The organism is Bacillus sp. FSL K6-1145 (assembly GCF_038003425.1).
GTDB lineage: Bacteria > Bacillota > Bacilli > Bacillales > Bacillaceae > Bacillus > Bacillus pumilus.
Genome location: NZ_JBBOPC010000001.1, coordinates 1,692,242 through 1,707,800, shown reverse-complemented (window position 1 = coordinate 1,707,800; position 15,559 = coordinate 1,692,242). Strand labels below are relative to the sequence as shown.

Sequence of the window (15,559 nt, the reverse complement as noted above, 5' to 3'; positions counted from 1 at the left end):
CTATTTGGGCATTATTATGCAGAAGTTGAATCATATACAAAGAGGACTCTGAGTTTCTTTAAACTGTTTTTCGTTTAGACAGAACGTTGTCAACTACAGTAACTACGACAGCAATAGCAAGGGTAAAAGCCCCAATCCAAGGAAGATAATTCAACAAACCATTTTTGACAGCAATACCGCCGATACCAGCTCCACCTGCCATTCCAAGTTGTCCCAAAGCACTGTGTAAACTAAGCACAATACTTGCTGCAGCAGGAGCAAGACTTATTAGCTGAGATTGTATTGGCGAGCCGGAAGACCAAGCTGCAAGTGCCCAGAAAATAAGCAATACATAGAAAAGAAAAGCAAATTGACCGATAAACGGGAATAACAATAGTGCAATAGCGTGGAGTACCATTCCTCCAGCTAATGTCCTAAACGCCCCCCACTTATCTGTACTAAAGCCTCCTAATTGGGCTCCAATAGCACTAGCGATACCAAATATAAAAAGAGCTGTCGTTACCCCATGGTTACTCATTCCGAATATGTCTAGGAAATATGGTGAAATGTACGTAAATACAACCGAATATGCACCTAACCATAGAAAAGTGATGAGCAAGTATGCTGCGATACGTGGTTTCATAAAAAATTTAAACTGTTCACGCAAAGGTACGGGTTCTTCAGCAACTGTTTTTGGTATAGCGAACAACGTTAAGACAGAGAAAAGTAATCCTACTGCCCCAAGTCCAATGAATATGACATTCCAATCATAATGTGAAGCCACAACTCTTCCTATAGGTACACCTGCAACCAAAGCAGAACTTTGTCCCATAATAACTGTAGCAATCGCACCCCCTTGCTTTCCTGGAGCTGCTAAAACTGCTGCGAGGGTTAGAACTGTGACCTGCATAACACCAGCACTTAGGGCAGAAATGATTCTAGCCGCCATTAGCATTTCATATCCTGTTATCATCGCAATAAGAATATTAATGACAGAGAAAACGGTTAAAGCATAGACAAGAAGTTTTTTTCGGTCCATTCGAGCCAACATAGCAATTAGAAAGGGGGTCCCTGCACCAAAAGCTACTGAAAACACAGTGATTAACTGTCCTGCAGATGAAACTGAAATGTGATTAGCCTCAGCAATTTTGTCTAAGATTCCCGCAATAACATATTCTGATGTACCATTAAGAAAACTAATGGCAGCTAATAAATAAATTTTCCATATATTTGACAAAATAATTCACACCTATTTGTTTTATATTTCGATATTTCTAGAAATACAGATTTATTTTCATAAATTAACCGAGCGCTTGAAAAATTAGCTGTAAAGAGCTGATTTTTGCATGTAGAAAAAGTGACCTTTACAGTTTCTTTAAAAATGTTTTATAAAGGTGACACCCATGAATTTAACGCGCTTATGATAAAGATAGATGATTCGCTTTAGCTTTTTTATAAAGTACTAGTAATGGATCTACTCAAAATTTAGATGAGGATACCTATCGAGTAATTTAGCCATAATCCGGACAAGAAAAATTACTCCATCACATATGGAGCATACTTTCCAATCAATTCACGGTCTAGGCTGTAGTATATATATGTACCTTCTTTATAAGTACTTAGTAGCCCGCAATCAGTTAATTGTTTTAAGTGATGGGATAAAGTTGATCCGGCAATTGATTCAAGTTTTATTCCTATATCTGAACAACATAAATTTGCTTCATTAGCAAGCAAACGAGCAATTTTTAATCGGGTTGGTTCACCGAGTGCTTTATATATTTTTGTCGCCTGCTGTAACTTCAAGTTATCCTCCATCATTATCACCCCCTTTCCTGAATAAATACTTCAAATGAGTACTGGCTAACCTTACAGTTATAAGAATAGATTTATTTCACAGATACCCCGTCTCCTTTAGCATGTACTGGCTTAGTGATTTTCCATCCCAATAACATAACAATGAAACCTAAACATATTAGAAGATATAATGTTGGAACGAAGCTACCTAGAAAATCATGAAGAAAACCGATGATAAATGGGCCCGTTGCACCAATCATGTATCCAATTGCTTGAGTCATTGCTGACCAAGTACTTGCTTCCATAGGGGACGATGCCTTATCTATTGGTAATAATAAAGTGAGTGAGACAAGACCACCACTGCCAATCCCTAGACATATACTTGAAACAATAGGTGTCACGTTTGTAAAACATAAAAGAGATAAGCCCGTCATTACACTAAGGGTAAAGATTATAATCCATAGTCTTCTACTTGGCAGCTTCTTCAAGAGACTAGGCAATAAAAGAGTAGCTGGCAGCTGAGCAATCATAGCTATTGTACCTACAAGACCACCAAATGCTGACGTCCATCCTTTTTCCTCCACAATGGCTGGTAGCCAAGCTGCAAAACAATAAAACATAAGAGTAACAAGCCCTACAAAAGAGGTTAATAACCACGCCTTTTTATTTTTTAATGGCAAAAAGGCATTTCTCTTTTGTGATGCTGTTTGTGTATGAGATTGTTTAATGACCATAAGCCATAGTGGGACAGCGATTAACGCAAGAATACTCCAGAATGCTAATCCATTTTTCCATGAATTATTGAGCCAATGTTGAAGTGGTGACGTTAACCCAATAGAAATGGATGCTCCAACGACCATTGAAGTAGAATATATGCCTATCATGGAGGCTGCCTTCTCCGGAAAGTGACTTTTGATGAAACCAGAGAGTAAAGGACTTACAATTCCGATTCCTGCGCCAATGAATAAAGCCGTTATCAATAGATAGATTGACGAGTTTGTAAAGAAACGCAAAAACGTTACAATACCTATAAAAGCGATAAAAAATGTGATGGTTTTCTCTGATTGATAGCGATTTGCTAAACGACCAGCGAATAACGAGCAAAAGCCAAAACATAATAAAGGAATAGATGTAAGTAGACTAGCTGAAGCAGAACTCATCCCTAATTCATTTGATATTCCGTGCAAAACTGGACTAACTGATGTTATACCAGGCCTAAGATTAAATGCAGCTAATATAAGTGCAAATAGAAATAATATATGACGACTGATCAAATTTGTTACCTCCGATACTTTTCTTGATGTGTAATCCTATTTAATGGTACATGAAGCCATAACATAAATAAAATGCATATTAATCATGTAACACATAAACAAATTGATATGACATTTTTAGTATAAAAGCAAAAAGCTGAAGCCTCCACCTCTGGGAGTCATCAGCTTTTTTGCTTTAATTAGGGCAAAGGATCTATCCTATCTTATAAATCTGACATCGATAAGATTTTAATGGTTCAGAACCTGATATGGGGTCAACCTCATCGGTACCTATTAATTGATTGACATTTGCACCTTCTACTGAAAATGGATCAAATCCAGCTAATTCAAGTTCATCACACTCATCCCACCAGCCCGCTTGAGTATATATTGTCCCCACGGGTATACTTTCTGTCAGTCGAGCGACTGCCTTCATCCTGCCGAAAGGAGAGGCTAAATAAATCCATTCACCTTCATTTAGCCTATACATTTGAGCTGTTTGGGGATGAATTTCAGCAAAAGGATCGGGATGCAGTTTCCTTAGTCTAGCAATATTACGATGCTGGCTATGACAAAAACCTTTTAATTTAAAAGAAGAAAGAACTAACGGAAAATCATTCGATTGATTCTGATATTGCGGAACAGTTAATGGTTTTTCAAATTGGGGCAGTGGATCATATCCATGCTCTAACAAAAACTCGGAATAAATCTCCAGCTTTCTTGTCGGAGTAGAAAAACCTTTGACTCTTTCATTCATTTTTTCTCTATATTTACAATATTTTATTTTTAAGGGCACAGACAGACCTTCAGGGTGAGATCGAAGTTGGTCTAATGTGACATTCACTGGTTTAAGATAGTCATTAAACGCTTTCTCAATATTTCCATTCCAAAACTCTTCTTGATAACCCATTTCAACCGCTATTTCCATGATTATTTGTAGATCAGGACGAGCTTCCCCAGGAGCCTTTGACATTGCAGGTTTGTATTGAATATGTTGAGCCGTTTGTAAATTCCCTTCAAAGCCTGCCAACAAACTTGGGGACTCCCATGCATGTGCAGCTGGTAATACAATGTCTGCAAACTTCGTCATTGGACTATGAAACATGTCAACGTGTACATGAAATTCTAATTTTTTCAAGGCTTCTATCATATTCTTGGTTCCAGGGTTTTGAGTGACCATATTACCCCCAAAACTTAACAACCCTCTCATATAATACGGAGATTCGTTTAATACAGCATGAACAAAATCATACCCTGAAGCAGATATTTTTGGAGCACCTAAAGGTCTCTGATCTAATCCTAAACGCTTCTGCTCTTGTGAAGTTGGCAGTAAATCTTGAACTTTTATTAAGTTTACTGGTAAAGACGGAAGGATAATATTCCCCCCTTGCTTATCAAAACAACCGGTCAGACTATAAAGGATACATAATGCTCGATTGGTAGATGAACTATTTACATGCTGTTCTAATCCATTCCATGAATAATAGGCTATCGGATTTTCTTGGCTTAATAATTCCCCAAGTTCCGTTAATTTCTCAGCTGGAATACCCGTTATTTTTTCCACATGTTCCATTGTAAATGAAGATACTTGTTTCAATAATTGAGAAAAAACGGTTTCTGAAGAAACGTCCTCATTTTCGTATTCGCCTGAAAGTAAAATATGTTCTGACCATGTCTCAGGATCTGCCCGAGTATCGATTTTAAATGGCTTCTGTTTTTGATCAAGAACTAAAAATTCATATGGCTGATGATGTGCTGGTCGAAGGAATTTTCCTGTTCGCTTATCCACTAAGAAAGGGGCATTGGTCCATTGGAGAAGAAATTGCTCATCATACGAATGGTTCTCAATTAAAAATTGAAGACACCCTAATATTAAAGCGATATCAGTTCCATGATTCGGAGCAATCCATAAATCTGCTGCGGCAGCTGTCGTTGTTCGGCGTGGATCGATGACTACTAGTTTACTGCCTCTTTTTCTAGCTGCCATGAGCCTTTTCCAAGTCTGAAGATTCGTATCTGCTGGATTGTGCCCCCATATCAATATCAAGCTAGCATGTTCAATGTCGGGTTGAGGCAATCCAACACCATATGTGTATTTTGATCCCTCGTCCCTTGCCCACTGGCAGACATTGGTATGAGAAATATAGTTGGGGGTGCCGTATAGATTCATCAAGCGCTGTAAATATGGCCCCCAGCTAAAACTTCCGCTTGCACCAACTGTTGGAAAAGTGTAAGAAACTGTTTCTGCCCCTGTTTCAGAACGAATCTGTTTTAGTTTACTTGCAATGGTTTGGATGGCTTCTTCCCATGTGATTTTCTCCCATAGTGGATCTTGCCCCTTTGGGTTAGTTCTCTTTAAAGGAAAAACGATGCGATCAGGATGATTGACGATTTGAGGTGCTGCTGCTCCTTTTGGACAGATTCCCCCATTCGGATGATTTTTATCCGGGAGCACCTTTACTAACTGATCATTTTGTGTAACGGATATCACTCCACATTTTGAAACGCATTGCGAACAAAATCCCGCTCTTCTTTTTTCACTAGTACTCATCATCCTTCTCTCCTTTTTAAGATTGAAGTCATTGGTCAAAACTAGGAATTTTTTCGGGCGAATGGTGAAGCATACATCTCAAATACGGATTTCTGTCATTTTAAGATAAAGAAAATACCTCTTCTAAATGCTGATCCGTCTTTTCAAATACTTTCTCCATGTCAGGCTTGAGCGCCGAATGATTTGAGAGTGTTTTTAATGGTTTCATCCCTATGAATTGCTGTGCTTTGTGCATTGCAACTAGGACCTCGTCTACTTCCTTCCCCTCAAAGAAAGGCTGCTCTATCGGATTATCGAACACCCATTCACCTGCACCCCAAGTAACAGAAAGCATGTAATGACGTCCTTCTAATAAACCTCCTTCACCATAAATATCTGTCCCTCTATAAAAAATTCCGTGCTCATATACAGTATCCATGTACTTCTTAAATGCAGCAGGATAGTGATACCAATAAACTGGTGTTTGAATAATCACAAAATCAGCCCATTTGAATTTTTCCTGTTCTTCTTTTACATCATAGTGATTTGCAACAATTGTGGTTTTAACATGATAAAGTGGGCTTAGCTTGTCTACCATTCTTTCTACTAATGTCTGGTTTAATTGGCCTTTGGCCATCTCATGGTACTCATGTGCGTTAATGATTAAAATATTTTTCACGTTAATCCTCCTATAAAATTCAAACCCAAAATGATAAGGTTATGATGATCATCACCTTAATGAGTATGATTAACCTCACTTATTGTCTCGGATTATATCTTGAAGTTCTATTTTCTTTTATGGTACATTAAGTTCCAATATAAATGAAATGCATATTAATCATACAGGAGATAACAAAAACGCTATGAATAGATCGCAAATTCAACTAATTGTCCAAATTTCTGAAACAGGAAGTTTTACAAAAGCCGGTGAGGAATTACATATGACACAGCCGGCTGTAAGTCGAGCCGTAGCGACAATTGAATCGCAACTAGGAACAAAGTTAATTGAAAGAGATAAGAAAAATGGCTTGTTTTTCACAGATATAGGAGAACGTATATTGGTTATTTTCAGGAAGGTTCTAAGTGAATTACAAAAAGTAGATGAATTAGTTGCAGCTGAACAAGGGTTAGAGATTGGGAAGATACATATAGGAGCTTACAGAACTGCTTGTACTAGATTTATTCCTAAAATCATACGTGCAATGGAGAATCAATATCCAGGCCTAGAAGTCAAACTTTCAGAAGGGAGTGTAGATCAAGTTAAAGAGTGGTTACGTTCTAAATACATTGATGTGGGCATTATTATTCCCCCTGATAAAGATTTTGATACCGTACATTTAATGAAAGATCAACTGATTGTACTGATGCATTCAAGCCATCCTTTATATCAGAAAGAAATAATAAGTATTCCCGACTTACAAGGTGAAGATATACTATTGGGGAAAGGGGGTTATGAGGTACAAGTTCATGATTTATTTAAAAAGTATAACGTAACTCCTCACGTTCGGTTTGAAATGGAGTATATAGAGACAGGATTAAGTATGATACAAGAAGGTTTAGGAATAACCATTACAACTAAAAAAAATATTTGGTCACTGCCAGACCAAGTCGTTTTTCGTGAATTAACACCAGATACGTTCAGAGATATCAATATTGCAGTGCTTGATATGAAAGATATATCCAAAGCAACAGATGCCTTTATTCAAACAGCTCTTAGGCTTTTTGCTACCGAAGATGTTTAACTGTCTCTGGATAATTTTTAGTATTGCAGTATACCAGAAAGTTGATGATTCGACTTCTCGATTTTATCAACGAAGTCTGCAATAGATAAAGACCGCTGCTGTGAGGATTTTATATAATCAAGCATAAGCTGATGGCGAAAGCAAATTAATTGATAGTAGATCAGTAAATCCTGGTCTTCTTCAATTTATTCAATCTTTTGTTCTACCTCAGCTTTCAAAATCTCTGCGTCTGGAACACTGAATTGCCGGATCATTTTATACCATTCATTTATTTTCACACCAACATGTGAAAGAACTTTCTCCATGCCTCACTCTCCTTCCACCAAATCTCCTTATGTGACATTTATTATGACTTGCAGAAATTTACAAAGCATCGAACAGAAACCGCAAAAAGGCTCCAGTAAAAGAGCTTTTTTGTGGTTATGGATTTAATATGAAGCTTGTTTATAAAAATACATCATTGAAAATTATTTATAATTGTATTCAATGCTTTCTTTAGCACAACCTTATCATGTTTTGACAAGTTTTGAAGCGCTGTTTTGTTCAGCTCAATTGTTGCTGCTTCAACTTTATCTCTAATGACTAAAGATTTTTGAGTAGCATCTACTAAAATATTTCTTCGATTTTTTGGATCTATTGTGCGTTCAATTAAGTCAGCTTTTTGCATTTTATCTAAAATTCCAGAAACTGTTGAGGCTTCTAAATACACAAGTTCTCCAATTTGTTTGGGAGATAGCTGGCCCTCTCTCCACAAACAGTTCAACACACCATATTGAGCGGGTGTCAAATCACATTCCTCTAAAAGCTTACTAAAGTACTTAAACACTTTATTTTGACTAACACTTAGTAAAAAATTTATGCACTCTGATAATTCCATCGTATCTCCCCCACATTGACTTTACCTATAATATCATGGTAGTTTTTTAATTGAAATACTTTTGCACCAGAAATGTTTTGTCATAATATATTTTTAGAGAGGAAGATAAATAATGGATTCATTTAAAGCGATTCTAGTTACAGAAAAAAATGATCAAGTTAGTTACGATCTTCAAAAAGTAAGTGTTAATGATTTATCTGAGGGAGAAGTATTAATTAAAGTTGCATATTCTTCAATCAATTATAAAGATATGCTGGCCGTTCAAAAAAATGGAGGTGTTATTCGTAACTATCCAATGATTCCCGGAATTGATCTAAGTGGAACTATCGTTCATACAACAGATAATCGTTTCGTAGAGGGTCAACAAGTTATTGTCACAGGTTTCGCATTGGGCATGAGCCACACTGGAGGTTTTTCAGAATATGCTAGAGTACCTGCGGATTGGATTGTTCCTTTGCCAAATAACTTGACTTTAAAAGAATCAATGATTTTTGGAACAGCAGGCTTTACCGCAGCTCTTTCTATCATGGCTTTACAGGAAAATGGTATGAGTACGAGAAATCAACCTAATATACTCGTTACAGGGTCAACTGGTGGGGTTGGTAGCATTGCTATACAATTATTATCTAAAATTGGGTACAAAAATATTTTTGCTTTAGTGCGTAAAGATAATCAAGTTGATATAGCAAAATCTTTAGGAGCAACTGATGTCATTTTTGCAAACCAGTTAGGAGAGCTAAAAAAACCATTAAACAAGCAAAAATTTGACTTCGTATTAGATACTGTTGGAGGAGATGTAGCTTCTGTATTAATCCCTCAAATTTCTTACGGTGGAAGCATGAGCATGTGCGGAAATGCAGGTGGAATTAAATTAACAACAACTGTGTTACCTTTTATTTTAAGAGGGATCAACCTTCTGGGGATCGATTCTGTAAATGTGCCAATCAATAAACGCAAAGTAATTTGGAACGAGATAGCAAACGAATGGAATATCTCCCAAACGACTCTAGTCAATGAGATTACTCTCGATACGTTACCTGAAAAAATTGAAGCCATTAAAAATGGCCAACATTTAGGAAGAACAATTATTAAATATTAAAATTAAACAAACTTTATTACACAAGACAAAAATTGAATTTATTGATACAGCTACCCCATCCGGTTCAAGATGGGGTTCATTTGTTTTAATATCCCGGATAGAAGTATACAGCAACCAGAGTCTTTTACTGATAATTAAAACTCTTGATTTTAGAGCAAAAAATCAAATGAGCTATTGAGACCCAAAACCTTTACATCAATACGGCTCATAACATGACGCTAGACTCGTTCTTAATGACGTTTACCTGTATGAGTTGAATTAAGTAACTCTCATTGAAAGATGGATATCCCCTACCGAAATCATCTTTATTCAATACATATGATCGTATACTTAAACAAGTAGCCATACCGAAAATGCTCATCCATGCCCTTCGCTATACCCACAAAAACAAAAACCCCCTGAAGCCAATGGCTCCAAGGGATTCCTCTATTAATACTGAGACATATACTGATCGCGTTCCCATGGGTGTACTTGGGTTCTAAACATATCCCATTCGATTTCTTTTGATTCGATGAAGTGCTCGAATAAGTGATCGCCTAGCGCGTTGACCATGACTTCGTTTGATTTCAGCAGCTCAAGTGCTTCTGCAAGTGTTGCAGGCAGATCAGAGATGCCGTTTTCAAGGCGCTCTTCTTTGTCCATGACATAGATGTTTCTGTCAATTGGTGCTGGTGCGTCTAGTTTGTTTTTAATTCCGTCAAGACCTGCTGCAAGTAATACGCTTAGTGCAAGGTATGGGTTTGCAGATGGGTCTACGCTGCGCACTTCTACACGTGTGCTGATGCCGCGTGATGCAGGGATACGGATTAATGGGCTACGGTTTTGTGCACTCCATGCCACGTAGCAAGGTGCTTCATAACCAGGTACAAGACGCTTGTAAGAGTTCACCGTTGGGTTTGTGACCGCTGTAAAGCTAGTTGCATGCTTGACGATACCTGCGATAAAGTGTCTAGCCGTCTCGCTTAATTGTAAATCTGCTTTTTCATCAAAGAATGCGTTTTTGCCATTTTTGAATAATGATAGGTTACAGTGCATACCAGATCCGTTTACACCAAACAATGGTTTTGGCATGAATGTCGCATGAAGACCATGCTTTCTCGCGATCGTTTTGACAACGAGTTTGAACGTTTGAATGTCATCACAAGAACGGATGGCGCCTGCATATTTGAAGTCAATTTCATGCTGTCCAGGTGCTACTTCATGGTGAGACGCTTCAATTTCAAAGCCCATTTCTTCAAGCTCAAGCACGATATCACGGCGGCAGTTTTCGCCTAGATCTGTTGGTGCAAGGTCAAAGTATCCACCTTTATCGTTTAATTCAAGCGTTGGCTCGCCTTTTTCATCTAATTTAAATAAGAAGAATTCTGGCTCAGGTCCAAGGTTGAAATCACTAAATCCTAGGTCTTCCATTTCCTTTAAGACACGCTTTAAGTTGTTACGTGGGTCTCCATCAAATGGCGTCCCGTCTGGCTTGTAAATGTCACAAATAAAGCGTGCAACTTTACCTTTTTCTGCTGTCCAAGGGAATATAACAAATGTGTTGAGATCTGGGTATAGATACATATCTGATTCTTCAATACGTACGAAACCTTCAATAGATGAACCGTCAAACATACATTTGTTATCGAGAGCTTTTTCTAACTGGCTCACAGGAATTTCAACATTTTTAATCGTTCCGAGAATGTCTGTAAATTGCAGACGGATGTACTTTACATTTTCCTCATTTACTAATTTTACGATATCTTCTCTTGTGTATTTTGCCATTTCGTAAAACTCCTCCCCTACAAAAGGTAAAATTGTATAGCAATGCTTTTGCTAATTGGTTAACGGAAGAACCTTGACATATCCCCCTGCCTAAAGGTCGTTCCTTGTTGGAAACGTCCAGCCTGAATGAGTTCCTTCTTCAGTAGCTTCCTGAGTTCATCATCTGTCAAGTTGTGCTTCGCTGTGGATTTCTCCTCGGTCTTTGCATCAGACGCTGGATGTTCTGCCTCAGCTTTGGCAAAAAGTTTTTTGATTCCTGCCATGTTTACACCTTGTTCGATGAGGTTTTTAATTTCTAGTAATTTATCAACATCATGGAAAGAAAATAATCGGCGATTCCCATCACTTCTTGCTGGAAATACTAAACCATTTTCCTCATAATAGCGAATTTGCCTTGCAGATAATTCTGTTAGCTGCATGACAATCCCAATTGGGAATAAAGGCATTGAGCGGCGAATGTTATCACTCATCTCAACTGTCTCCTCCTCTTTGCTTAAATTTATTATATGTCATGTTATATTATGTGTCAACATTATGTTAGGAATATTAACATGGATTTTTTTATCGAGCAGGTATGTCGATAAAACCTTGTTCCATTAAGGCATCTACAGCACTGCAAATCGCATTTTTCACATGGGCATACGTGAGTCCGCCTTGAACGTAGGCTGTATAAGGCGGTCTGATCGGTCCATCGGCTGACAATTCGATACTAGCTCCTTGGACGAAGGTGCCCGCTGCCATAATGACATCATCCTCGTAACCCGGCATATAGCTTGCATGCGGTGTGACGTGACTGTTGATCGGAGATGCATATTGAATCGCCTGACAGAATGCAATCATTTTGTTAGGATCACCAAATTCGACGGATTGAATTAAATCCGTTCTTTTCGCATTCCACGCTGGGTTCGTTTGGAATCCGAGCTTCTCAAGAAAACGAGCCGTGAACACTGCACCTTTTAAGCTTTGCGCCACAACATGCGGTGCTAAGAAAAATCCTTGATACATCTCCTGAAGCGCATAAAGCGAGGCACCCGCTTCACTGCCGATGCCCGGAGATGTCATTCGATAAGAGCAAGCTTCTACCCATTTTTCTTTTCCAACGATGTAACCGCCTGTTTTGGCAAGCCCGCCGCCTGGGTTTTTAATAAGGGAACCCGCCATAAGATCCGCTCCCACATGACATGGCTCTTGTAATTCAGTAAATTCACCATAACAGTTGTCCACAAACACAATGATTTCTTCATTGATCTCTTTTACAAATGAAATCATTTGCTCGATTTCTTCTATTGTAAAGGAAGGTCTTGACGCATAGCCTTTTGAACGCTGAATGCCGATCATTTTTGTTTTAGAGGAGATTGACTCTTTTACTTTGTCATAATCGACGGATCCATCTTGTCTTAAATCAATGGCCTTGTAATCAATCTGGAAGTCTTTTAATGAGCCTGTCCCTTCTTTGCCGCGAATCCCTACAATTTCTTCTAGCGTATCGTATGGTTTTCCCGTCATATAGATCAATTCATCACCAGGTCTTAGCACACCAAATAACGCAATGGAAATGGCATGTGTGCCGGAAATGATCTGCGGACGCACAAGGCCGCTTTCTCCTCCGAAGACATCCGCATAAATTTTTTCTAGCGTGTCTCTTCCCATATCATCGTAGCCATATCCAGTTGTCGGGTTAAAGTGAGAATCACTGACTCTATGCTTTCGGTAGCTTTCAAGCACCCGCCACTCATTTTGTTCACTCTTTTGATCAATTTGCTGATGCATGTGAAAAATGTCTTGTTCTGTTTCTGCTGCTACTTTTTCTAAAATACTGCCGTGTTTTAATGTATGAAACATCTTGATTTAATTCCTTTCTTACAACATATACTTCTTGATTTGACCTAATATGGTCTGCTCCTCACCGCTAAACCCGGTGATGTCATAAAGTTCTGCTTCTTTTTGAAATTCTAGCGATTCCACGAGCGTTTCTGATTTTAATGCGGAGATGAGCTTTCCTTCATACGCTGGAATCTTCACATGGTATGGCTTTAAAAAGGTTTTTTTCAGTTCAGCCATGATATCTTCTTTTAACCGCTTCACATCTTCTTCGCGTCTCGCACTGATTAACAGATGACGATGCTTTGAAGATGGGATGAAATCCGGTCTGATTTGATCTTCTTTGTTATAAACCGTCAGCATTGGAATACGATCTGCTTCTAATTCCTCTAAAAGCTCATGAACCGTCCGTTCGTGACCTTCGTAATCCTCATTAGAAGAGTCAATGACATGAAGCAAATAATCGGCTTCCTTCACTTCTTCAAGAGTGGAACGAAATGCCGCAATGAGTGTTGTTGGGAGGTCTTGGATAAAACCAACGGTGTCTGAAATCAGCACACTATAGCCAGATGCTAATGTCATCTTACGTGTCATTGGATCAAGTGTCGCAAATAGCAGATCTTCTTCATGGCTATCTGCATCTGTTAATTGGTTAAACAAAGTAGATTTTCCGGCATTCGTATACCCAACAATGGCAATTTGGAACACACCATTTTTCTTCCGGCGTTCCCGGTATCTTGTCCGGTGCTCTTTGACTGTAGATAATTGCCCGTTAATTTCGTGAATACGGTTTCGAATATGGCGTCTATCTGTTTCAAGTTTTGTTTCACCTGGACCTCTTGCGCCAATTCCGCCGCCTTGCCTTGAGAGGCTGATCCCTTGTCCGCTTAGTCTCGGCAAGGCATACTGAAGCTGGGCAAGCTCTATTTGCAGCTTCCCCTCTCTTGTCCGGGCTCTTTTTGCAAAGATGTCTAAAATCAATTGTGTCCGATCGATAATTTTCACATCTAAGGCAGTTGCCAAAGCTTTTAGTTGACTTGGAGACAGTTCATCATTAAAAATAATGACATCACATTCGAATTCCTCGCAAAGCACTTCAAGCTCTTCTACTTTCCCTTTACCGATATATGTTGCGCTGTCTTGTCTATTTCTCTTCTGCGTCATTACGCTGACAGCTTCACCGCCAGCCGTTTTGGTTAAGGAAGCTAATTCTTCCATTGAGTATTGAAAGCGTTCATCCGTGACATGCGGCAATTGACAGCCGACAAGGATCGCTTTTTCTGTCATTTCATGTTCATTCAACGTCAGTTGTTTCCTTTCTGTACTTAAGTTTTCAGTAGTACCATCATACCAAACACACCACACGTATACCACTATTCGGATGGTTTATTTTAGTATCTCTTTATAAAAAGGATACGCCATTTTAAGTAGGCGTATCCTCTTTCATTTGGAGATCGTGACTTTTAATCGTGAGCAAATCTTTTTTATCATAATGATCCACAAGCAGGAGTCTCATCGCTTGGGTTCGAATGGCCTTTTCAATCGTGTTTCGCACAAAACGGCCGTTGCTGAATTTTGCAGGACTCGTGGTGCTTTTAATGTGCATTAAGTAATCTCGCAGCTTCCATTCAGCTTCTTGAGTAAATATATATTCTCTGTCAGCCATCATCCGTTTGGCAATGTCCATGAGCTGATCGACGGTATAATCAGGAAAGCTGATATTGATTGGAAATCTCGATTGCAGGCCGGGGTTTAATGATAGAAAATGATCCATTTCCTTGGAGTAGCCAGCAAGAATGAGAATGAATTCGTGTTGTTTGTCCTCCATATGTTTGACTAGGGTATCAATCGCTTCTTTCCCAAAATCCTTTTCGCCTCCGCGGGCAAGAGAATAGGCTTCGTCGATGAACAAAATGCCGCCTAGTGATTTTTTAATTAAATCCCTTGTTTTTTGAGCAGTATGACCGATGTACTCGCCGACTAGATCTCCGCGTTCCGCTTCAATTAAGTGACCTTTTGAGAGGACATTCATTTCAAAGAAAAGCTTCCCGACAAGTCTTGCAACCGTTGTTTTCCCTGTGCCAGGATTCCCTTTGAACATCATATGAAGCGCTTGTTTACCTACCTTTAACCCTTGTTCCTGCCTTTTTTGATTGACAAAGATCCAAGCATAAATCTCTTTTATGTTTCGTTTCATTTCATCCATACCGACAAGGCTGTTCATTTCACGCTCTATTTCCCGTAAGATGCTGTGTTTTGCCTCATTTTTCTGCAAGGCTTCTAGGTATTCTGCCTCTGAATCTGCATCAACCAATACTTGTTTTTGTCCGTTAAGTATAATATTGATTTGGCCGTTGTTTTTATATGTGACAGCTCGCTCCAACGTATTCACCTCTCGCTCTTCTCTCTTTATTCTATTCGGGTGGAGCTGTAATCGTGACAATCGCCCGCTTAAGCCCAAGTTTGCTGTCAAAATGACCCGAGATTCCGAATATTGTAGGGATTTCTGCGGTTTCCCAGGAAATGATGTGCTATTTCCATTGTATTCATCCCATTTAGGCGGACAAACCAACAATTTGTTTTTTCTTAGAAAAATGTAGCTTTCTCATCACAAATTGTGCAGAAAAGAGTCTCAATGATTTCCGCATTTTGTACAGGCAATTTTTCTATTTTCTCATAAAATAAAGACGAGGTGATGAA

13 protein-coding genes and 1 pseudogene are annotated in these 15,559 nt (G+C 38.7%); 2 read left to right on the top strand and 12 right to left on the bottom strand.

Features of this window, described 5'->3' with window-relative positions; translation table 11 throughout:
* Positions 1-58 precede the first annotated feature (58 nt).
* From MHH41_RS08480 to MHH41_RS08460, 5 genes are all read right to left on the bottom strand, one after another.
* Entirely contained in the window at positions 59-1,216 is a 1,158-nt protein-coding gene (locus MHH41_RS08480) for an MFS transporter (protein WP_340866114.1), read from the bottom strand.
* A gap of 299 nt (positions 1,217-1,515) precedes the next feature.
* Complete coding sequence (locus MHH41_RS08475; protein ID WP_340866113.1) at positions 1,516-1,797, bottom strand: ArsR/SmtB family transcription factor; 282 nt, start codon at positions 1,795-1,797, stop codon at positions 1,516-1,518.
* A gap of 68 nt (positions 1,798-1,865) precedes the next feature.
* Positions 1,866-3,047, bottom strand: coding sequence for an MFS transporter (locus tag MHH41_RS08470; RefSeq protein WP_340866112.1), 1,182 nt, complete (start codon positions 3,045-3,047; stop codon positions 1,866-1,868).
* Positions 3,048-3,240: 193 nt separating this feature from the next.
* The gene (locus MHH41_RS08465) at positions 3,241-5,577 is read right to left on the bottom strand and encodes a molybdopterin-containing oxidoreductase family protein (protein WP_335355656.1); all 2,337 of its coding nucleotides are present in this window, start codon (positions 5,575-5,577) and stop codon (positions 3,241-3,243) included.
* A 100-nt stretch (positions 5,578-5,677) separates the two neighbouring features.
* Entirely contained in the window at positions 5,678-6,235 is a 558-nt protein-coding gene (locus MHH41_RS08460) for an NAD(P)H-dependent oxidoreductase (RefSeq protein ID WP_268420691.1), read from the bottom strand.
* Between the two features lie 184 nt (positions 6,236-6,419).
* Between MHH41_RS08460 and MHH41_RS08455 the strand changes: the two genes are divergently transcribed.
* Entirely contained in the window at positions 6,420-7,298 is an 879-nt protein-coding gene (locus MHH41_RS08455) for a LysR family transcriptional regulator (protein ID WP_340866110.1), read from the top strand.
* A 109-nt stretch (positions 7,299-7,407) separates the two neighbouring features.
* Here the strand turns inward: MHH41_RS08455 and MHH41_RS08450 are convergent.
* Together MHH41_RS08450 and MHH41_RS08445 are read right to left on the bottom strand one after the other, a co-directional pair.
* Positions 7,408-7,603: pseudogene (locus tag MHH41_RS08450) on the bottom strand (response regulator aspartate phosphatase); the annotation flags it as partial.
* 152 nt (positions 7,604-7,755) lie between these two features.
* Complete coding sequence (locus MHH41_RS08445; protein ID WP_024427048.1) at positions 7,756-8,175, bottom strand: MarR family winged helix-turn-helix transcriptional regulator; 420 nt, start codon at positions 8,173-8,175, stop codon at positions 7,756-7,758.
* Positions 8,176-8,287: 112 nt separating this feature from the next.
* Here MHH41_RS08445 and MHH41_RS08440 point away from each other — a divergent pair, with 112 nt between their 5' ends.
* Positions 8,288-9,274: a YhdH/YhfP family quinone oxidoreductase gene (locus MHH41_RS08440; RefSeq protein ID WP_340866108.1), complete on the top strand. Its 987-nt coding sequence runs from the start codon at positions 8,288-8,290 to the stop codon at positions 9,272-9,274.
* A 429-nt stretch (positions 9,275-9,703) separates the two neighbouring features.
* Here the strand turns inward: MHH41_RS08440 and glnA are convergent, their stop codons facing one another.
* The 5 genes from glnA to spoVK form a co-directional block, all read right to left on the bottom strand.
* A complete protein-coding gene (gene glnA / locus MHH41_RS08435; RefSeq protein ID WP_058013910.1) occupies positions 9,704-11,038 on the bottom strand; it encodes a type I glutamate--ammonia ligase in 1,335 nt (444 codons plus the stop codon).
* Positions 11,039-11,097: 59 nt separating this feature from the next.
* Positions 11,098-11,508 carry a MerR family transcriptional regulator gene (locus MHH41_RS08430; RefSeq protein ID WP_050944935.1) on the bottom strand — a complete coding sequence of 137 codons (411 nt, stop codon included), beginning with the start codon at positions 11,506-11,508 and terminating at the stop codon, positions 11,098-11,100.
* A 91-nt stretch (positions 11,509-11,599) separates the two neighbouring features.
* The gene (locus tag MHH41_RS08425) at positions 11,600-12,880 is read right to left on the bottom strand and encodes a methionine gamma-lyase family protein (RefSeq protein WP_106032484.1); all 1,281 of its coding nucleotides are present in this window, start codon (positions 12,878-12,880) and stop codon (positions 11,600-11,602) included.
* An 18-nt stretch (positions 12,881-12,898) separates the two neighbouring features.
* Positions 12,899-14,161: a GTPase HflX gene (gene hflX / locus MHH41_RS08420; RefSeq protein WP_106028917.1), complete on the bottom strand. Its 1,263-nt coding sequence runs from the start codon at positions 14,159-14,161 to the stop codon at positions 12,899-12,901.
* 121 nt (positions 14,162-14,282) lie between these two features.
* On the bottom strand, positions 14,283-15,242 hold the full coding sequence (gene spoVK / locus MHH41_RS08415) for a stage V sporulation protein K (RefSeq protein ID WP_003211912.1): 960 nt from the start codon (positions 15,240-15,242) through the stop codon (positions 14,283-14,285).
* Positions 15,243-15,559 lie beyond the last annotated feature (317 nt).